Here is a 19635-nt window from a genome sequence, read left to right on the forward strand (position 1 = left end):
CCGGGTCAGAGGGATCACTCAAACGGAATGTCGGCGGTAAAACTGAGTGGCTCACCGGAGTAGGGTTGTTTGATGGTCAGGGTGTGGGCGTGCAGGAGCAGCCGGTCGGCGGCTTGCAACGCCTCCCCTTCCGCGTAGAAACCGTCGCCCAGAATCGGGTGGCCCAGCGCCAGCAGATGTACCCGAAGCTGGTGGGAGCGGCCAGTGATGGGCGTCAGCTCCACCAGGCTTGAATGTTCATCTTCACTCAACACCCGATAGTGGGTCAGTGAGGGTTTGCCACCCTCGAAGCAGACCTTCTGTTTCGGGCGGTTGGGCCAGTCGCAGATCAGGGGCAGGTCAATCTCGCCCTCCGGCTGGTTCAGATGTCCCCAAACCCGGGCGATGTAGGTCTTACTGGTTTCCCGTTCGCGGAACTGGCGCTTCAGCTCCCGCTCCGCGTTTTTCCTCAGGGCCAGCACCATAACGCCGGAGGTGGCCATATCCAGACGGTGCACATCGAACACCTTGCCATAGCGGGCTTCGACCCGGGCATAGACGCTGTCCCGATGGGCGGGGTCACGCCCCGGTACCGACAACAGGCCGCTGGGTTTGTCTACCACCACAATGTCCTTGTCCTCGTATAACACCGTCAGGTAGGGCTCCAAGGGCGGTTGGTAGTGAAACTCGGTCATGTTCTGGCTTCGAAAACTGTGGGAAAAATGGGCGCACACATTAGGGGAAGGGGCGCCCGGATGCAAGTCAGAAAAGGTTGCCGCCGGAGGCGTGGATCAGGCAGAAGGTCCAGACCACAAAGGCCAGGGGCAGGTGGACCAGGGCATAGAAAAGGGCATCCAGCTTACCCATCGACTGGTCATCCACAATCAGATAGAGGTGAAGCAGGAAGATCACCGGCAGAGCGGCGTAGAGTGGCCAAAGCACCAGCGCGGACCCGGGCAGGATCAGCCGTCCGAGCAGAGTAAGTGCCACCATGGCCGCAGTGATCAGCGGCGCAGCGCCGATGCGGTAGTGGACCGGGTACCATTGCAGCATCTGTCTCTCCTTGTCAGTCTGCTTTGCGAGCAATCAGTTGGGCGGTCGCCCTGTCAGGGTTACGCCATATCCCTTCACGGTAGTGGATGGTTTCCAAGGAAGCAAAGGCCGATTTCAGTTCATTGGGTTCCAACAGAAAGGCGGGGTTGTTGGGGCGTCCAAACGCCCGGTTATCGGTGGTGAAAGTCTCGTAGATCAAAATGCCGCCCGGGCGCAGTGCCAGTGCGAGATCAGGCAGCAGAGGGCGGTGCAGGTAGTGGCACACCAGAATGGCGTCAAACCGGCGTTGCCCCAATGGGCGCTCATGGGCCTCCAGATCGGTCTGCCAGAGGACGCCGTTGAGGCGCTCCTCACTGAGCCGGCTCTGGATGGCATCCAGTGCCTCCCGGTTGCGGTCGGCAAACCACACCTGATGACCACGACGGGCCAGTGCCAGTCCATTCCGGCCATAGCCGCAGGCCAGATCCAACACCAGAGAACCCGGTGCCAGGTGGGACTCAGCCTGCAGCACCAGAGCGGACGCTTCCTGGCCCTGATGGGTCACCCTTTCATCTCCTTGCCGCGCAGTTCACGACGGTGCCAGATGGAATAGTGGCGCAGTTGTGACGGGCCGTGAGCGGTGATCACCGACAGCAGCACAATCAGGCTGAACAGCTCCGCTTTCCATTGTGGCAGCGGTACGCATAGGGCCAGCAGCAGAAGCTTCACCAGAGTCAGTACCCCCTTCATCTGGATCAGGTAGTAACGGCTGCGCCACACCTCCCACAGCAGGAGCGCCGTCCCAGAGACCATGGCCAGGATCCACCAGTCGCGCCACAACGCCATCGGCAGGGCAAAGTAGAAACCGCCAGCGGCGCCGCAAAGTCCCAGGACATGAAGGGCACGCAGCGCGGTTTTGCCAAAGCGAAGCAGATAGAACTGGAGTTGAGTTGGTTGTTGGCTCATGAAGGGGCCGGGTTGATGGCAGGTGTTGGCGACGATAGTACCCTCTGACGCCCAGGTGTGTGAAGGGACTCACATTTTCCGTGAGCTTGCCGCTGTCGCTGGGAACTGCCAGAGTAGAGTGCACTCACAGATGACACTCTTCGGAATATTCGGGATCGCACACAATGAAGAAAATGGCTCTTGCTCTGCTGGCGGCTGGTCTGGTGACCGGCACCGCTCACGCCCAACCCCTGGACCACAAACAGATGCTGGCTACGATGGGCGGCGTGGATCAAAACGCCATGATGGCCAGTCCCCATGGTAATCCTCACGGGGCCGCGCCGATGCAGGACGCGATCCTGACCGGTGAACTGGATCCCAACAAACTGATCTTCGAATTGGTGCCGATGGGGCGCAGTTACCTGGATTATCAGGTGGACAATGCGGCACTGGCACCGCTGAAGGAGTACAGCAAGCCCACCGAGATCACCGTGATCGTCGGTACCTGGTGTGGCGACTGCCACAAGCACACCCCGGCCTTTATCAAGATCATGAAGGCCCTGAACAACGATGCCTTTACCGTTCGCTACATCGGTGTCGACAAGCAGGGTAAGGCGGGCGATATGGATCTGGCGGGCATCGAGTTCCAGTCCATTCCCACCTTCATCATTACTCAGGATGGCAAGGAGATCGGCCGCATCGCCGGTGCACCTGAGACCTCTCTGGAAGCGGATCTGGTGAAGATCCTCACCCAGTAATGGCAGAGGCCCACGGCGTCGACCGGCTCCGTGGGCTTTTCACCTTTTAACATCAGCGCTCTCTTTTCTCGCTTTTCCCCGCAAATCGGCTCGGCTCTCATCGCGTTCACCGCTTTTTGGCTCGGGTTGGCACTTTCGCTTTAATTCCTTTACTATCCCCGCCACTGAGTTCGCCGCCCTGGCTGAACTTAGGGCATCGTCCTGTTTTCTTTGCATCCCCTGGACCTTCGTCCGGTCCGTCAGCGTCGACGTTGCCCCCTTCTGTCGCGGAACCGCTCCGCGTCCACGCGCCTTCGTGGCGTCTTAGTTTGCTTATTGCGCGTACTGCGCGGCCATTTGAGCCAGGAACCACCGGGAACGGGACCAGTGCGTCCGCCGGTTGATGACGGCTGTGATCCCAGGATCACGGCATGGCTCTGTAATGGCGTCTGTTTACCTGGTTGTGCAGGAGTGGGCTCACTCCTGCGGTAAGAGGAGCCTTTGAATGATCAGCAATTGGGAGCTGTTTACCGATTTTGGCATCGCCGGTGGCCTGCTGCTGTCAGGCAAGCTGCTGCGTGCCCACGTGACCCTGTTTCAAAAGCTCTACCTTCCTGCGGCATTGATTGCAGGCCTGCTGGCGCTGCTGTTGGGCTCGGCAGGACTGGACCTGCTTCCATGGAGTGAGCAGTTTGCCAGCAATGCCAGCATTCTGACCGTGGTGCTGTTTGCCTCCCTCGGGTTGGCGACTGATTTCCCCTCTGCCCGAACCCTGGTTCAGCGCTGTGGCAGCCTCTGGACCTTTAACCAACTGGCCAACGTCGGTCAGTGGGCGTTCTGTGCGGCAGCGGGGCTGCTGCTGGCTACCGTCATCTGGCCCGGCTTGAGTCCTGCGTTCGGCCTGGTGCTGTCCGCTGGCTTTATGGGCGGACACGGCACTGGAGTCGTGGTGGGCGAATCCTTGGGGGGCCTGGGCTGGGAGGATGCTCTGACGCTGGCGCTGACCACCGCCACCGTGGGCATTTTTGCCTCCATCCTGGTGGGGCTGCTGTTGATTCATCTGGGGCTGAGAAAGGGCTGGATCCAGGATTTTGCCCGCTTTGAATCGATGAGCCGCACCGCCCGTCGTGGCCTGGTTCCCGCCGGAGAGCAGGGGCATCTGGGGCGGGAAACGGCCGCGTCCATCTCCATCGATGCACTGGCGATGCACGCCGCTTTGCTGGTAGCGGTGTCTGTGCTGGCCTACCACGCTGCCGTTTACCTCTCAGGCTTCCATGAACTGGTAAAAGTGCCCGCCTTTGTTACCGCCTTTGCCTTTGGCCTGACCGCCCGTGGTGTGCTGAAAAGGCTGGGTGGCAAGGTCTACTTCGACGACAAGATCTTTGGCCACTGTACCGGTACCGCCAGTGACTTTCTGGTGGTATTCGGCATTGCGGCCATCAAGGTGACCATTCTGATGAATTACGCCGCACCGCTGATTGTGATGGTGCTGCTGGGCATCCTGTTCAACCTGGTGATGGTGTTGCTGGTGGCGCCCCGCCTGCTTGGCGAGAACTGGTTCGAAAAAGCGGTGTTCTCCTGGGGCTGGCTCACCGGCACCGTAGGAATGGGGATTGCGCTGCTGCGTATTGTCGATCCCAAGATGCGCTCCAGAGTGCTGGATGACTACGCCATCGCCTATGTGCCCGGCTCGGTTGTGGATATGGTGATGATCTCCCTGGTGCCGATTCTGATGATGAAAGGGATGGCCTTTGAGGCGATCACGGGCATGTTGTTTTACCTGCTGGGCATCCTGGTGATGTGGCGCTTTATCCTGCGGCGACAAGGACGTATGGCACCGGCAGTGGCCTGACCGCCGACCGGGGCGGTTTGATGCGGAAAAAACCCGGAATTGGCCGTTTTTCAGCCGTGCAGCGGTAAGGCAATTCAGGTACAATTTCGGGTTTGAATTCCCACCTCGTTTGTTAATTAAGTAGCAGGACGAACATGTTCGAAATCAATCCGGTGCTGAACAGCATCAAGGGGCTGTCTGAGCGGACAGAACTCCTTAGGGGGTACCTTTGACTACGACGCCAAGCAAGAGCGTCTGGAAGAAGTAAACGCGGAGCTGGAGCAGCCCGACGTCTGGAATGAACCCGAGCGCGCCCAGGAGCTGGGCCGTGAGCGCAGCAATCTGGAAGCGGTGGTGAAAACCATCGACGATCTGGTTCAGGGTCTGGACGACGTCAGCGAACTGCTGGATCTGGCCGTGGAAGAGCAGGACGAAGAGAGCTTTGAGGAGGCCAAGAGCGAACTCAAAGGGCTGGAAGAGCAGCTGGAGAAGCTGGAGTTCCGCCGTATGTTCTCTGGTCCTCAGGACCCCAACGACGCCTACCTGGATCTGCAGGCAGGCTCCGGCGGTACCGAAGCGCAGGACTGGTGCAACATCCTGCTGCGCATGTACCTGCGCTGGGCCGAAGCCAAGGGCTTCAAGACCGAGATCATCGAAGTCTCCGAAGGGGAAGTGGCGGGCCTGAAGAGTGCCACCGTTCGCATCTCCGGCGAGTACGCCTTTGGCTGGCTGCGCACCGAAACCGGTGTACACCGTCTGGTTCGGAAATCCCCGTTCGATTCCGGCGGTCGTCGTCATACGTCGTTCTCCTCCGCGTTCGTCTATCCCGAGGTGGATGACAACATCGACATCGAGATCAACCCGGCGGATCTGCGTATCGACGTATACCGGGCTTCCGGTGCCGGTGGTCAGCACGTGAACACCACCGAATCCGCGGTACGTATTACCCACATGCCCACCAACACCGTGGTGCAGTGTCAGAACGAACGCTCCCAGCACAAGAACAAAGATCAGGCGATGAAACAGTTGAAAGCCAAACTGTTTGAGCTGGAGATGCAGAAACAGAACGCGGAGAAGCAGGCCGCCGAGGACGCTAAGTCCGATATCGGTTGGGGCAGCCAGATCCGTTCCTACGTGCTGGATGATTCCCGCATCAAGGATCTGCGTACCGGCGTGGAGACCCGTAACACCCAGGCGGTGCTGGACGGGGATCTGGATCGCTTTATCGAGGCCAGCCTCAAGTCTGGCCTGTAAGGATTGAAGAAGATGACAGAACAAGTGCAAGACGAGAACAAGTTGATCGCCGAACGTCGCGGCAAACTTGATCTGATCCGCCAGAGCTGCAAGGCCAATGGCCACCCCAACGATTGGCGTCCTGAGCATAAGGCCGCGGATCTGCAGGCGGAGTTTGGTGAGAAAACCAAAGAAGAGCTGGAAGTGATGGCCACCACCGTGTCCGTCGCGGGCCGTATCATGGCCAAGCGTGGCCCCTTCCTGGCGATCCAGGACGTGTCCGGCCGCATTCAGGCTTACGCTGCCAAAGACGTTCAGCAGGCCCTGAAAGAGATTGGTGGTCTGGACATCGGCGACATCATCGGTGTGAAGGGTCAGTTGCACAAATCCGGTAAAGGCGACCTCTACGTCGATATGGCCGAGTACCAGCTGCTGACCAAAGCCCTGCGCCCGCTGCCGGAGAAGTTCCACGGTCTGACCGACCAGGAGCAGCGCTACCGTCAGCGTTACGTGGACCTGATCGTTAACGAAGAGTCCCGTAACACCTTCAAGGTTCGCTCCAAAGTGATCTCCGCGATCCGTCAGTACATGACCGATCACGAGTTTATGGAAGTGGAAACCCCGATGATGCAGGTGATCCCCGGCGGCGCGTCTGCCCGTCCGTTTATCACCCATCACAACGCCCTGGACCAGGACATGTACCTGCGCATCGCGCCGGAGCTGTACCTGAAACGTCTGGTGGTGGGCGGCTTCGATCGCGTATTCGAGATCAACCGCAACTTCCGTAACGAAGGTCTCTCCCCGCGTCACAACCCCGAGTTCACCATGATGGAGTTCTACATGGCGTACGCGGACTATCGTGACCTGATGGATCTGACCGAAGACATGCTGCGCACCGTTACTGAGCAGGTGCTGGGCACCAGCAAGGTGAAATACGGCGAAGAGGAGTTCGATTTCGGCGCGCCGTTTGCCCGCATGTCCATGCGTGAGGCGATCCTCAAGTACAACCCGGAAGTGACGCTCGAGATGCTGGGCAGCTACGAGACCGCTTGCGAAGTGGCCAAGGACCTGAAGATCGAGGTTCAGCCCTCCTGGGGCCTGGGCCGTGTGATCACCGAGATCTTTGAAGAGACCGCTGAGCACCGTCTGATCCAGCCGACCTTCATCACTGAGTACCCGGCAGAAGTCTCTCCGCTGGCTCGTCGTAACGACGACAACCCGGAGATCACCGACCGCTTCGAGTTCTTCGTTGGTGGCCGAGAGATCGCCAACGGCTTCTCCGAGTTGAACGACGCCGCTGACCAGAAGCAGCGCTTCCTGGACCAGGTGAAGGCGAAGGATGCGGGTGATGATGAAGCGATGTTCTACGACGGTGACTACGTGACCGCTCTGGAGCACGGCCTGCCGCCGACTGCCGGTCAGGGCATCGGTATCGATCGTCTGGTGATGCTGTTTACCGACAGCCATACCATCCGTGACGTGATTCTGTTCCCCGCTATGCGCCCCCAGGCGTAAGCGCTGAATCATGAAAAAAGCCCGCGAAAGCGGGCTTTTTTGTGCCTGGAACTTGGCCGGAGTCTCGGTGAGTCAACCTTGGCGGAGCGCTTTGGGATCAGGCGGCCAGTTGCTGGTGACGCTGCAATTGTTTCAGGAGCCAGGTTTCCCGCAGGATGGAGAGACCCGCTTTCGGACTGCCCGCCATCACCGCTTCGTTGTGGGCGATCGCCTCAGCAAGCGGTACCCAGCGCGGTGTCATGCCATTGGCCACCTCATAGTGCTCCAGTGCGGTTTCGCCCAGCGCCGTCTCAGCGTCACAAAGGTAGCAGTAGGAGAGCATCCGGACGTTATCGAAATCCGGCTTGTACCAGGGGCGCAGCTCCTCAACCAGACCGAACTCCGCGAGAATGCGCAATCCCTGGGCGCCGGTCTCCTCGGCGACTTCCCGAAGCAGTGCCGCCTCAAGGGATTCTCCTGCATCCACGCCGCCCCCCGGCAGACTGTAATCGTCATAGCGCTCGGTATAGAGCAGCAACACCTGATCGTCTTTGGCAATCAACGCTCTGACGGACAACCGGGTGTACTCCGTGCCCTGCTCAATGGCGTCAGGGTGGATCAGCGTCTGGATCAGGTTCATGGACACTCTCTTCAGGGGGAAAGCGGGGGATTGTACGGATTTGCGCCACTGGGAGCCAGAGGGGCCATGCTACACTCCGGGCACAAGGAGGGCTCATGCTGCCACTGGCTCCGGACTATTACCGCCGCAACTTCCGTTTTCTTATCGATTTTGTTCAGCGCTACCGGGCTCATTTGATCGATCCTGAGCTGTCGGATTTTCTGGCGCGCTTCGAGGCACTGACCCCACGAGCGCAGTGCCTCTATGTCCGACTGTTGACCCGAAAAGGAACGGGCTTCCGCTCCGATAAGCTGCGCTATGAGGAGATCGGTGATCCTCTGCCTCACCTCAGAGTGCTGGAAGAAGCGGAGATGGTGATGCTGGATGCGGAAGTGCCCGTTACCGAGCTTGGACGGTTGCTGCTGCTGGGAGAGCTTAGGGCACTTTCCGCATTACGGCCCTATCTGGAGGGGCGTCCCTCCAAGGGGGCGCTTCTGGCCAACCTGCAGGAGTCCGAGCTGACTCCTCAGCCTTTTTCTGCGTGGTGGCCTGACGCACCGTTTCAACTGGTCTTTCAGAAGCAGGAGGCATTGGTTGAACGGTTGCAGTTGCTGTTCTTTGGCAATCTGCATCAAAGCCTCAGCGAGTTTGTGGTGGCGACGCTGGCGCATGTGCGTTACCCCGAAGTGCCTTTGACCCCAACTTCATTCCCGTTTCAACACGCCGACTCGGTTATCCGCTATCAGGAGCGGGAGCGCCTGGCTCAGTCCTGGGCCACCGGGGAGATCGATGGAACCGAGTGGGCAGCGCGGTTACGAGTCCCGGACACTGAGGCCAAACTCGAGCGTCAGCGCCAACGCCACGCGTTTACTCTGGCCCGTCAGTATGAACGGGAAGGAGAGGAGGAGATCGCCCTGTCTCTCTATCAGGGATGCCAGTATGGGGAAGCGCGGGAACGTCGCCTGCGTCTCTATTTTGCCCGTGGTGATCATGCCCGTGCGCTGTCTACTGCGTTGGCGATGCAAGCGTTGCCGCAATCGGAGCAGGAGCGGGTGGTTGCCCGGCGTTTTCTGGGGCGTCTGGCTCGCCATCTCTGGATACCGAAGGCCAAAGCCGACTCCCCAAGGCCCGATACTGAGCACCGTACCTTGCAGTGGCACGGGCCGGTGGAAGAGGCGGTGTCGGAAGTGCTTCGTGGTGAAGGGGCACAGGTTTGGCATACGGAGAATGCGCTGATTAACGGGGTTGCCGGGCTGCTGCTCTGGCCGGTGATACACGCGCCCATTACCGGCGCCTTTGTTCAGCCATTTCAACATCGCCCTCTGGATCTCTACCATCCTGACTTCCTGCCCCGACGCCGGACTCAGTTAGACAACGAGTTGGCCCTATGGCGAAGCTACTCTCCGGAGCGGTTTGAAGCTTCGCTGTTGGCACGCTACCAAAAGTATCAGGGAATACGTTGTGCCCTGGTGCAGTGGAACCGGTTGCCGGAAGCGGCCCTGAAAGCCGCCATTCCCCGGCTGTCACCGACGCAGTGGTTGCAGTTGGTGGCCTATCTGATGGGGGATCTGAAGGCCCGACGCTCTGGACAGCCTGATCTGCTGGCCGTTAACGACGATGGCTTGTCTCTTATCGAGGTCAAGGGACCCGGCGATACTCTGCGAGACCATCAGCAGCGCTGGCTGACGGAATTGTCCCGGATAGGCGTGAGCAATCGATTGCTTTGGGTGAGGCGGGCCGAACACAAATAGCGTGCGCAATGTCGCCTTGTTGCGAGAATGTTTGGTGATCGCGGCCCGCACGGTAACGGCGCGGCAACATTTGTGCGCCTGCATGGTGTTCCGATTGGTTTCGTGAGCTGCCTCGTGTGCATTTTCTGAAATAATGCTCCATCTGTGGTTGTTGGTGCGGTTGTATGTGCTGGCTTTTCCTTTTGGTCTGGTGGGGAACTGTCGCCAATGTCCCTGTGTGATCTGTGTCACAAATGGGGTGTTGGGCTGTCCTGGCGCTAATGGATGGCGCAAATTGCTGCTGTTAGTCACTTTTGCAGTGAAAAGGGTTGTGCATTGTTTGATTTGTGGTGTGCTGCTTTGCTTGTCTGTAAAGTTCTGACGCTGTTTTTACATAAAAAACCCCAGTAGACTCCACTGGCATCAGAGAAGACTGGCATAAGCCAGCACGGGGTGCCTGAGGGTACCGAAGCACACCCAGCCAAGCGACACTGACTATGCAATCAACTTCCCTATCCAAGAAGATCTTCACCGGTCTGTTCTCCGGTTTGCTGATCGGCGTGGTGATCCAGGCCTTTCTCGCTGACCTGCCGTTTTTCAATGACACCGTGGTTGGTCTGGCCTCTATGGCCGGCTCCATGTTCGTTAACCTGATCATGATGCTGGTTGTGCCACTGGTGTTTGTTTCCATCATCAGCGGCATCACCGAACTGCCCAATGCCAACAGTCTCGGCCGATTGGGTGGAAAAACCTTTGGTCTCTACCTGATCAACACCCTGGTGGCGATCTCGGTCGCGCTGGCCATCGCTCTGATCCTTCAGCCGGGTCGTGGTGCGGATCTGCCCCACGTCGGCGACCTGGCGATCACCGCCACCGAGCTGCCCAGTATCAGTGGCCTGATCATGGACATCATCCCCCGCAACCCGATTGAAGCCTTTGCCTCGGGCAATATGCTGCAGATCATCTTTATGGCGCTGCTGCTGGGCTTTGTGATCAAGCTGCTGGGCAAAGAGATGGAAGGGGTAGCGGAAGGCTTCCGTAAGGCCAATACCATCATGATGACCCTGATCACCCTGGTGATGAAGCTGGCACCTTATGGCGTTTTCGGTCTGATGGTGAACCTGGGCGCCACCCTGGAAGCCTCAACATTCCTCTCTGTAGCCGGTTACATCGGGCTGATCGTCAGTCTGCTGATTGTGTGGCTGTTCGTGGTTTACCCCATGGCGGTTGGGGCGTTCACCAACATCAGCGCCGCGGAGTTCCGTCGCCAGACGCGTGAGCAGGTGATGTTCTCCCTCTCCTGCGCCAGCTCCAATGCCACCATCCCGGTGACCATGCGCACCCTGACCCAGAAGCTGGGTGTGTCCAAAGCCACCGCAGGCTTTGGTGTACCGCTGGGGGCCACCATGAACATGGGTGGTGTATCCATCTACATCACCATCGCTGCGGTGTTCCTGGCCAACGCCTTTGATGTGCCCCTGGGCATGGAGCAGTTGCCGGCTCTGGTCGCCTCCGTCTTCCTGCTCTCCGTTGGTGCGGGTGGTGTGCCTGGTGGCGGCGCTGTGATGATCGGTGTGCTGATTCACCAGATGGGTCTGCCTGCGGAAACCGCGTTTGCCCTGGTGATCGCCGTGGATCGCATTATCGACATGTTCGTGACCTCCGCCAACGTCGTGGGTGATGCGGCGGTGGTGACCATCGTCGATAAGAGCGAAGCCAAGTTTGCTGAAGCCGAGGCCCAACAGCAGGCCTCCTGAGCCGGAATCGCCCGTTCTCGTTAAAGCGCCCTCCCGCCCTCTGGTTGGAGGGCGTTTTTTGATCCTATGCTCGCTGAGTTATCCGAACGCTATATAACGAAGCGAGGTTCCTCGGCCTAGGCACCTCTTAATGTGTGAGCTGAGAGCGGGGAAAAATAAGGGTCTGACCAAGTTGACAAATGCGTGATTTATGCAGGGTTTTTCTTTCAGGTTGACGGGGGTATGCTGGTCATCAGGTTCACTTTTTGACCAGAGGGAGATGGCATGAGTGCATGGGTTCAAGGTCGTGTGGTCGAGCGTATCGACTGGAACGACAAGCTGTTCAGTCTCAAGGTAGATGCCGACGTGCAGCCCTTTGTCGCGGGTCAGTTTACCAAGCTGGCTTTGGAGCAGGGCGGAGAGCGGGTGCAGCGGGCCTACTCCTTTGTGAATGCCCCTGAAGCGGAATACCTGGAGTTCCTGGCGGTGGCGGTGGAGGAGGGCGAACTCTCCCCCAGATTGCAGGATCTCACCGTGGGGGACAACATCATGGTCAGCCCACGTCCCAGTGGCTTTCTTACTCTGGATGAGGTGCCTGCTGGCCGGGAGTTGTGGATGTTCGCTACCGGTACGGCAGTGGGCCCGTTTCTCTCCATCCTCAACAGCCAGGATTGCTGGGAACGCTACGAAACCTTCATCCTGGTGTACGCCGTCCGCTATGAGAAGGATTTGGCGTATCTGGAGATGATCAAGGAGATGGCAGAGGCCCACCCGAAACAGTTCAGGTTCGTGCCCATTGTCAGTCGTGAAGCCGTAGAGGGGGCACTGCAGGGACGGATCCCGGAACTGCTGGCCAATCAATCCATTCAGCAAGCGGCGGATCTTCCCATTGCGCCTGCCCGAAGTCAGACGCTGATCTGCGGGAATCCCGACATGATTCGGGACACCGTCGCGGTGCTGGAGGGGATGGGGTTGCGTAAGAATCTGCGCCGCACCCCGGGACAGATCACCATGGAGAAGTATTGGTGAAACTGTTCTACTCCGATGCCTCGCCCTATGCCCGGGTGGTCCGCCTGCTTTGGCGACAGCTTGGGGTGGCAGGGGTAGAGGAGATTGAGGTCAATCCCTTTGAGCAGGATGAGGCCCTTCGCCGCATCAACCCGCTGGGCAAGATCCCTTGCCTGGTGGGAGAGGAGGGGGCGCTCTACGACAGCGCGGTGATTGCGCGATACCTGGATGCCCGCTTTGGTGATGGGCGTTACCACCGTGCCTGTGAGGACGAGTGGGCGCTGGCACGGGACAACGCGCTGCTGCAGGGGCTGCTGGATGCTGCCGTCGCCCTTCGGGTGGAAGAGACCCGTAGGGGGGAGGGGACTCAGTCACCCTTTTGGTGCGCCCGGCACCGTCAGGCTCTGACCCAGGGGTTAACCCAGGTGGCGCCAGGCACCTGGCCCGTCCCCAGCCTGCTACCGTTGAAACTGGTGGCACTGCTGGAGTACCTGGATTTCCGCCATCCCGATTTTGATTGGCGAGCCCGCCACCCGGACCTGGTGACCTGGCTGGCGCGTCAGCAGGATGCCGCCACTGCCGCAACCCGCCCTGCCTGACACAGGACGGGCTCTCACCGCGCTTTAAATTGATTGGTATCGGGTTGGTAGTGAAAACCCAACTCCGCCAATCGCGCTTCCAGCTCTATGCTGCCAATACCGAATTCGGCCGCCAGATCGGTCAGATCCCCATGACCCAGCCTCAGCCGCTCATTAACGATGCCCAGCAGGATCGCAGGGTCCATCTCTTGCGCGTTCAGGATCTCCATATTGCCCTCCTTAATGCCGCGTCGCTGATCCCAATAAGGGTAGTGCTGGTGGGTCCAGATGTGACGGGGTTCACATTGAACTAACCTCGGGTTAATATTTCTTTGTGGAATTTTATATTCCTTAAAGTTATTAAGGGTTTCCCCTCGCCCACGGAGTTCTCGATGTCTCAGCAGGAATTTTATCTCGATAGCAATGCCACTACTGTGGTGTTGCCTCCCATCGCCGACGCAGTGATGACCGCGCTGACTCAGGAGTTTGGTAACCCCAGCTCCTCCCATGTCACCGGGATCCGGGCCAAGGCCAGAATGGAGCGGACTCGCGCGTTGGCTCGTCAGGTAATGGGAGCTGAGAACGGCGAGGTGATCTTCACCAGCGGCGCCACGGAGGGGATTCAGACCGCTGTGATCTCAGCACTGCAAAGCGCGAAGCGTCGTCCGATGCCGGAGAAGCCCCTGTTGCTCTACGGCGCGACTGAGCACAAAGCGGTGCCAGAGACGCTGAAACATTGGGCTCGGTTGCTTGATGTTCCGGCGGAGGTTCGGGCCATACCGGTGGATCATCGCGGGCGTTTGGATCTGGACTTTATCGCCGCGCATGTCGACCGGGCTCTGATGGTCTGTACCATGGCGGTTAATAACGAGACCGGCTGTTTTCAGGACCTGCGGGCGCTGGAACAGGTGATCCGCACCGGCAACCCACAGGTACCCTGGATGGTGGATTGCGTGCAGGCGTTGGGAAAGCTGCCGCTTGCCCTGTCCAGCACCACCATCGATTACGCCCCGTTCAGCGGTCATAAGCTGTATGCCCCCAAGGGGATCGGCTGGTTGTATGTTCGCGAGGGAGCCGGCCTGACTCCGGTGATTGCCGGTGGCGGCCAGGAGGGGGGCCTGCGCAGCGGGACTGAGAATGGGGCTGGTATTGCGGCACTGGAGGTGCTGTTTGGGCTGATGCTGGCGGATGACAGCACCTTTGCCGATCATGCCACTTTGCTGGACTATCGGGCCCAGTTGGTGGCCACGCTGACCCGCGTGTTTCCCGATCTGGTGTTTAACCAGGACCACAGCTGTTCGGTGCCCACTACCCTCAACTTTTCCGTGCCCGGCTTCTCCAGTAAGGAGTTGATGGATCTGTTTGATGCCGCCGGTATCCGGGTCAGCTCCGGCTCTGCCTGTTCTTCCAAAGTGACCCGCAGCTTTGTGCTGGATGCCATGGGTTTGCCAGCCTGGCAGAGCGAGTCCGCCATTCGTCTGTCGTTTGGCCCTGCCATGACGGCACCGGAGCTGAAGGCGGTCTGCGAGCGGATCGACACCGCGGTGTCCGCCCTGGCCACCAGCTGCCTGCTGGAGAGTGAACATGACGCCGAGAAGTTTGGCCTGAAGGGGCTGATCCAGTTTAAAGCGGGCAGCAGCTGCTGCTGGTTGTACGTGGATCCCGACAGCGATCACTGTGTGGTGGTGGATCCGGTCGACAGTCTTAACGAACGACTTGAGCGATTGATCCGCTGCCAGGATCTGACGCCGGTGGCGATTCTGGACACTCACGGTCACGCCGATCACGTCTCCAGTGGCGTGGCGTTGCGTGAGGCACTGTCGGATCGGATCCCGCCGTTTCTGATGGAAGTCGATGCGTTGGGTTGGCCCAACGCCTGTGGCAGTCGCCGGACCCTGGCGGATGGCCAGGTGATGCCTGCTCTGGTGTTGGGAGAGAGTGTGCTGGTGCGGGTGCCGCTGCCCGGCCATACCGATGATTCTGTGGGGCTGTTTCTCAGCCGCAATGAGGGCGACACCCTGTTGAGCGAAGATCTGGATTTCGCCTTCTGTGGCGACACCATTCTGATGGGCAGCCTGGGTCGGACCAACTTCAGCAACAGCCAACCTCAGGCGCTTTATCACAGTCTCAATCAACTGAGTGTCTGGTTAAGCCCGGATACCCTGATCTGCCCCTCGCACGACTACCACCATCAGTTTGCGACGTCGCTGGCGGCGGAGCAACGGGAGGGCGGCCTGCTGGCTCAGGTGCTTTCCGGGGGGATGGCAGAGGAGGCGTTTCTGAGCGCCAAAGCTGAGCTGGACCGGGGCCTGTGCGATCAGCCGGGCACCGAACTGATGTGCGGCGCGACGCCGACACAAACCTCCGTTGCAGTGGCTGAACTCAGTGGTCAGGAGCTTTGCCAGTGGCGTAGCGAGGGACGGCGGATGTCGGTGCTGGATATTCGTGAGCCCCACGAGTTTGCACTCAGCCCGACTCAGGGCGCGGACAACGTGCCGCTTTCCCGTCTGGTGAACTTTATGGCACAGCAGCGTTATCGTCTGGACAGTGATCCGGTGGTGCTGATCTGTCGCAGTGGCAGCCGCAGCCTGCTGGCGTCACAGAGCCTTCGCCGGCTGGGGATCAATAACATCCTTCATGTCGCCGGTGGACATGCTCTCAGTTAAGGGCACCCATAAAAAAAGCGCGGCCTGGCCGCGCTTTTTTGTTTCTGTCTGACCTCTTACTGGTCGAACAGCGGGTAGGGGCGAGGCTGCAGCGCCATCGCGCTGTCACCGAGGCGGAATGCGGTGTCCGCTTCCAACTCTTTGCTCATCACGGCAGTGACATACAACTGTCCCGCCCACTCTGCCTGGGCCACAACGGTGCCGGCGCGGCGCCAGTTCTCACCCAACTGCATCTGCAATTCACCCTCAGAAGGCAAACCGATCAGGGCGTACAGGGCGCGTTTGTTGCCGCCACGGAAGTGCATGCGCGCCACGGTCTCCTGGCCGATGTAGCAACCCTTGTCGTACTGAATGCCACCGATGGCATCCAGATTCAGCATCTGCGGGACGAACTCGAGGCAGAGGGATTCATCAAACCAGGGGCGGACAGCCAGGATCTCGCTGGCGATCCAGAGTGACTCTGCCTCCTGGGGCAGGGTGGCCAGCGCTTCCGGCAGGGCGCTGCCCTTGGGCAGCACCAGCAGGGCACGGTCACCGTCGATGATTGCCTGGCCGGGGGCCAGATCGCGAACGGCGCCTTCACCGGGCAGCAGCGCCAGAGCGCCCTGGCCCACCAGACCGTAGCAATCGTATTCGGCGCTGGCGTCACTGATCTCCACCTTATTGAACACGGCGTACTTGTTCAGCGCGGGAAGGTCCTGATTAAGCTGCCCTTTCGGCATCAGCATCAGAACGCCATCTTCGATGCGGGTCAGGCGGAAAGCGGCAATCAACTTGCCCTTGGGATCGCAATGACCGCCCCAGGTCCACTGGTCTTGTGGCAGCTTGACCAGGTTACAGGTCAGCTGGCCCTGCAGATAGGATTGCGTGTCCGGGCCGATGGCACGGATCACACCCAGGCTGGAGAGGGGGACAAGAGTCGGAGCGATTTCAATGGACATTGGGTGTCACCGATTACAAAGCGATGGACCGGATTGTACTCCCGTGGTGACAAATGAACAGTGCTGACTGGTCAATTGCTGGGCGGTGAATCCTCAGTGGCTTATCCGTCCCCGGTACGCCAGGGTGAATGCGATGTCGGTGCTGTTGTCCATATTGAAGATGTTCTCAATCATGGTGAATTCGATTGCGCCCTCGCGGAGGTGGTAGCGGTAACCCAGCAGCACCTCATGACTGATGCTGTCCAACTCCTCTATCTCGTCGGTCTCGCCACTAAAACCATGGTATTCCAGCAGCAGGCTGTGGTTGGGAAGAAAACGGTACTGGTAGGCCAAGCCATACATGTACGCCCAGTCGTTAATGCCAATGCCACCGATGGTGTCCTCGATACCCCGGTGGCTGGCGCCGAGGGTCAGGTAGAGGCGGTGACGCTCGGAGGGGGCATAACGGTAGTTGGCTTGCAGCAGTTGTTCAAAGCTGTGGAGGGCAAAGGGGCCGCTGTCGACATGGTTATAAGCCAATCCGACACCGGTGGAAAGAGCATGCCGGGCCTGGTCAATCCACTGGTAGCCGAGATAACCGGAGACCATGTTGGTCAGGGTCTCCCCCTCGAAATCTTCCAGCAGTACCCCGTACTTCTCCGAGGCGATGTAGAAGCGATCCTGTGGCACCTTGTCCCGACCATTCTGACCCAGTCCAAAAAGGTCATGGAAGTTCATTGTCAGATTGTCGAGGCCATTATCTGCGGCAAAGCGGTATTGATAAGCGAGCTCTACCTCCCAACGCTCGGCCGGGGCGTATCGCACGCCCAGATCCACGCTGTTGTGGTAGTAGTCCATCATGTAATCCGGCGTTTCGGCCCAGACACTGGCGACAGTACCGCTGAGGGTGTAGGCCCAATCACCCGCTTTAAGCTGTTCCGCATTGCGCATCATCGGGGTAAAACTCTGCGCTTGCATGGGGGATTGGGCTTTTACCCACAGCGGGCCGTAATCGACGTTGGCAGAGACGCCCGCAGAAAGGGGGACGAGCAGCAGTGCCCAGGCTCGAAAGGCGATGTTCATAACAAAAACAGTGCAATGGATTTAACCGAAGTATTTCATGCCATTACCAGGCAGCACAGGCGGAGAGATCCCAAGTTTGACTCTGAACCCAATGACTTTGACCGGCAGTCAGATTCGGTTAAGCCGGATGCGAACAACTTAGCCAGGCATTGAACTTGTCGACGGTTTTGGCGTTCGGTAGCGGTGAATCTGCTCTCCGTCCTCTTCATATTGCGTCTGCCAAACCATCCCCAGTTTCTCAAGTATGCGCCGGGAGGCGTGGTTCTCCTCCACCACTTCCGCGTAGATGGGGTCAAGCTTCAAGACTTGCTGGCCGTACTCCAGGGCGGCTTTGGCGGCCTCCAGCCCAAGACCTTGCCCCCAGTACTCCGGAAGCATGCGATAGCCCAGATCCGGGCCGCCCAGGTGAGGCTCAAATTTCAGACCACAGAAGCCAATCACCCGGTTATCGGCTTTATGGACCAGCGCGTAGCGGGCATAGCCGTTTTCCTGATACTCCCTCAGCCAGATCTCGCGGATGATGCGCCGGGCGTCGTCAAGGGTTTGCACCGTACCCTCATCGCCGGTGTAGCGGGTGACCTCCGGGATGGAGAAAGCCAGAACCGCTTCGGCATCGTCAAGGGTGAACTCCCGCATCTGCAGTCGGGGGGTATCGATCAGAATGGTCATGCGGTACGTCCTGTAAAAAGGCCGGCTTGCGCCGGCCTAGTGCTCGCTTTAGTGGAGCAGTCGGGCCCGGATGGTGCCTGGGATCCGCTTCATCTGCTCCAGTGCCTGGTCCGCCTGATCGGTATCCACGTCCATCACCACGTAGCCAATTTCAGCGGTGGTTTGCAGGTACTGCGCGGAGATGTTGATCCCCTTTTCTGCAAAGGCCTGGTTAATCTGGATCAGAATGCCGGGCTGGTTGCGGTGGATGTGCAGCAGACGTGAGGTGCCCGCATGGCCGGGCAGGGAGACCTCGGGGAAGTTAACGGCAGACAGCGTAGAGCCGTTATCGGAGTACTTCACCATTTTGGAAGCCACCTCCAGCCCGATGTTGGCCTGGGCCTCCTGAGTGGAGCCGCCGACGTGCGGAGTGAGAATGACGTTGTCGAACTCGGTCAGCGGGCTGACAAAAGGATCGTCGTTGGACTTGGGCTCCACCGGGAACACATCGATGGCAGCGCCCGCCAGATGGCCGTTGCGCAGGCTTTGGCAGAGGGCGTCGATCACCACCACGGTGCCCCGGGCGGCATTGATCAGAATGCTGCCCGGCTTCATGGTGGCCAGTTCGCGCTCACCAATCATGTCCTTGGTGGAGAGGTTCTCCGGCACATGCAGGCTCACCACATCCGCTTCACTCAGCAGGGCGTCCAGTGTCGGCACTTGCTGGGCGTTCCCCAGCGGCAGTTTGTTTTCAATGTCGTAAAACTTAACGCGCATCCCCAGGCCTTCTGCCAACACCCCCAACTGAGTGCCGATATGGCCATAGCCGATGATGCCCAGCACCTTGCCACGGGCCTCAAAGCTGTGAGAGGCGGACTTGAGCCAGACGCCCCGATGCGCCAGTGCGTTCTTTTGCGGGATGCCACGGAGCAGCAGCAGGATTTCACCCAGCACCAGTTCGGCGACGGAACGGGTATTGGAGAAGGGGGCATTGAACACGGGAATGCCGGCCAGCTCGGCGGTATGCAGGCTGACCTGGTTGGTGCCGATGCAGAAACAGCCGATCGCCACCAGCTTCTCTGCGGCCTCCAGCACCTGGGCGCTGAGCTGGGTGCGGGAGCGGATACCGATAAAGTGAACGTCACGGATCTTTTCAATCAGCTCCGACTCGGACAGGGAACCCTTCAACGACTCAACCTGGGTGTAGCCGGCGTCAGAAAACACCTTCTCTGCCAGGGGGTGTACCCCTTCAAGCAGCAGTACCTTAAGTTTGTTTTTATCGAATGAGAGCTGATCCATGACTTCCCTAATGCGTCCTGAAAATGGGGGAAACAGCATATCAAATGCGCTGCCGATGTGGCGAAAAAGCCGACGGCGGCAGCAGCATTAAGTCATT

19 protein-coding genes are annotated in these 19635 nt (G+C 59.2%); 9 read left to right on the top strand and 10 right to left on the bottom strand.

All coding sequences use genetic code 11. The features are described 5' to 3' along the window. Positions 1-14 precede the first annotated feature (14 nt). The 4 genes from rluA to KUV52_RS17530 form a co-directional block, all read right to left on the bottom strand. The gene (gene rluA / locus KUV52_RS17515; RefSeq protein ID WP_222527231.1) at positions 15-674 is read right to left on the bottom strand and encodes a bifunctional tRNA pseudouridine(32) synthase/23S rRNA pseudouridine(746) synthase RluA; all 660 of its coding nucleotides are present in this window, start codon (positions 672-674) and stop codon (positions 15-17) included. A gap of 67 nt (positions 675-741) precedes the next feature. Then, positions 742-1032, bottom strand: a complete 291-nt coding sequence (locus KUV52_RS17520; protein ID WP_261390107.1) for a hypothetical protein — start codon at positions 1030-1032, stop codon at positions 742-744. 13 nt (positions 1033-1045) lie between these two features. Next, positions 1046-1576, bottom strand: coding sequence for a class I SAM-dependent methyltransferase (locus tag KUV52_RS17525; protein ID WP_222527232.1), 531 nt, complete (start codon positions 1574-1576; stop codon positions 1046-1048). Next, positions 1573-1977, bottom strand: coding sequence for a hypothetical protein (locus tag KUV52_RS17530; RefSeq protein WP_222527233.1), 405 nt, complete (start codon positions 1975-1977; stop codon positions 1573-1575). Before KUV52_RS17530 ends, KUV52_RS17525 begins: the two co-directional genes overlap by 4 nt. A 164-nt stretch (positions 1978-2141) precedes the next feature. Between KUV52_RS17530 and KUV52_RS17535 the strand changes: the two genes are divergently transcribed. The 4 genes from KUV52_RS17535 (at position 2142) to lysS (ending at position 7272) form a co-directional block, all read left to right on the top strand. After that, positions 2142-2714, top strand: a complete 573-nt coding sequence (locus KUV52_RS17535; RefSeq protein ID WP_222527234.1) for a thioredoxin family protein — start codon at positions 2142-2144, stop codon at positions 2712-2714. 484 nt (positions 2715-3198) lie between these two features. Then, positions 3199-4545, top strand: a complete 1347-nt coding sequence (locus tag KUV52_RS17540) for a sodium:glutamate symporter (protein ID WP_222527235.1) — start codon at positions 3199-3201, stop codon at positions 4543-4545. A gap of 134 nt (positions 4546-4679) precedes the next feature. Then, positions 4680-5778, top strand: a protein-coding gene (gene prfB, locus KUV52_RS17545; protein ID WP_222527236.1) for a peptide chain release factor 2 whose coding sequence is annotated in 2 segments (ribosomal slippage) — positions 4680-4754 and positions 4756-5778 — 1098 coding nt in all. Because the reading frame shifts where the segments join, the coding sequence is not laid out codon by codon here. A 12-nt stretch (positions 5779-5790) separates the two neighbouring features. Continuing rightward, positions 5791-7272 carry a lysine--tRNA ligase gene (gene lysS, locus KUV52_RS17550; RefSeq protein WP_222527237.1) on the top strand — a complete coding sequence of 494 codons (1482 nt, stop codon included), beginning with the start codon at positions 5791-5793 and terminating at the stop codon, positions 7270-7272. 97 nt (positions 7273-7369) lie between these two features. Here lysS and KUV52_RS17555 read toward each other — a convergent pair whose 3' ends face one another. Further along, entirely contained in the window at positions 7370-7891 is a 522-nt protein-coding gene (locus KUV52_RS17555; protein WP_222527238.1) for an NUDIX domain-containing protein, read from the bottom strand. A gap of 95 nt (positions 7892-7986) precedes the next feature. On the opposite strand from KUV52_RS17555, the gene KUV52_RS17560 reads away from it, so the two are divergent. The 4 genes from KUV52_RS17560 (at position 7987) to KUV52_RS17575 (ending at position 12943) form a co-directional block, all read left to right on the top strand. Continuing rightward, positions 7987-9621, top strand: a complete 1635-nt coding sequence (locus KUV52_RS17560; protein WP_222527239.1) for a VRR-NUC domain-containing protein — start codon at positions 7987-7989, stop codon at positions 9619-9621. A gap of 476 nt (positions 9622-10097) precedes the next feature. Beyond that, positions 10098-11357 carry a dicarboxylate/amino acid:cation symporter gene (locus KUV52_RS17565; protein ID WP_222527240.1) on the top strand — a complete coding sequence of 420 codons (1260 nt, stop codon included), beginning with the start codon at positions 10098-10100 and terminating at the stop codon, positions 11355-11357. Positions 11358-11621: 264 nt separating this feature from the next. After that, positions 11622-12365, top strand: coding sequence for a ferredoxin--NADP reductase (locus tag KUV52_RS17570; RefSeq protein WP_222527241.1), 744 nt, complete (start codon positions 11622-11624; stop codon positions 12363-12365). Continuing rightward, the gene (locus tag KUV52_RS17575) at positions 12362-12943 is read left to right on the top strand and encodes a glutathione S-transferase N-terminal domain-containing protein (RefSeq protein ID WP_222527242.1); all 582 of its coding nucleotides are present in this window, start codon (positions 12362-12364) and stop codon (positions 12941-12943) included. Before KUV52_RS17570 ends, KUV52_RS17575 begins: the two co-directional genes overlap by 4 nt. Positions 12944-12957: 14 nt before the next feature. On the opposite strand, the gene KUV52_RS17580 is transcribed toward KUV52_RS17575, so the two are convergent. Continuing rightward, positions 12958-13152: a DUF4250 domain-containing protein gene (locus tag KUV52_RS17580; protein ID WP_222527243.1), complete on the bottom strand. Its 195-nt coding sequence runs from the start codon at positions 13150-13152 to the stop codon at positions 12958-12960. A 162-nt stretch (positions 13153-13314) separates the two neighbouring features. On the opposite strand from KUV52_RS17580, the gene KUV52_RS17585 reads away from it, so the two are divergent. Continuing rightward, positions 13315-15588, top strand: a complete 2274-nt coding sequence (locus KUV52_RS17585; protein ID WP_222527244.1) for an aminotransferase class V-fold PLP-dependent enzyme — start codon at positions 13315-13317, stop codon at positions 15586-15588. A 56-nt stretch (positions 15589-15644) separates the two neighbouring features. On the opposite strand, the gene KUV52_RS17590 is transcribed toward KUV52_RS17585, so the two are convergent. The 4 genes from KUV52_RS17590 to serA all read right to left on the bottom strand — a co-directional run bounded on the left by KUV52_RS17590 (position 15645) and on the right by serA (position 19538). After that, positions 15645-16529: a YgfZ/GcvT domain-containing protein gene (locus KUV52_RS17590; protein WP_222527245.1), complete on the bottom strand. Its 885-nt coding sequence runs from the start codon at positions 16527-16529 to the stop codon at positions 15645-15647. A gap of 93 nt (positions 16530-16622) precedes the next feature. Next, the gene (locus KUV52_RS17595) at positions 16623-17591 is read right to left on the bottom strand and encodes a DUF3187 family protein (RefSeq protein ID WP_222527246.1); all 969 of its coding nucleotides are present in this window, start codon (positions 17589-17591) and stop codon (positions 16623-16625) included. A gap of 138 nt (positions 17592-17729) precedes the next feature. Beyond that, positions 17730-18260: a GNAT family N-acetyltransferase gene (locus KUV52_RS17600; RefSeq protein ID WP_222527247.1), complete on the bottom strand. Its 531-nt coding sequence runs from the start codon at positions 18258-18260 to the stop codon at positions 17730-17732. 48 nt (positions 18261-18308) lie between these two features. Then, on the bottom strand, positions 18309-19538 hold the full coding sequence (gene serA / locus KUV52_RS17605; RefSeq protein WP_222527248.1) for a phosphoglycerate dehydrogenase: 1230 nt from the start codon (positions 19536-19538) through the stop codon (positions 18309-18311). Positions 19539-19635 lie beyond the last annotated feature (97 nt).

The sequence above is a fragment of the Ferrimonas balearica genome (assembly GCF_019802055.1).
GTDB classification, from domain to species: Bacteria; Pseudomonadota; Gammaproteobacteria; order Enterobacterales; family Shewanellaceae; genus Ferrimonas; species Ferrimonas balearica_A.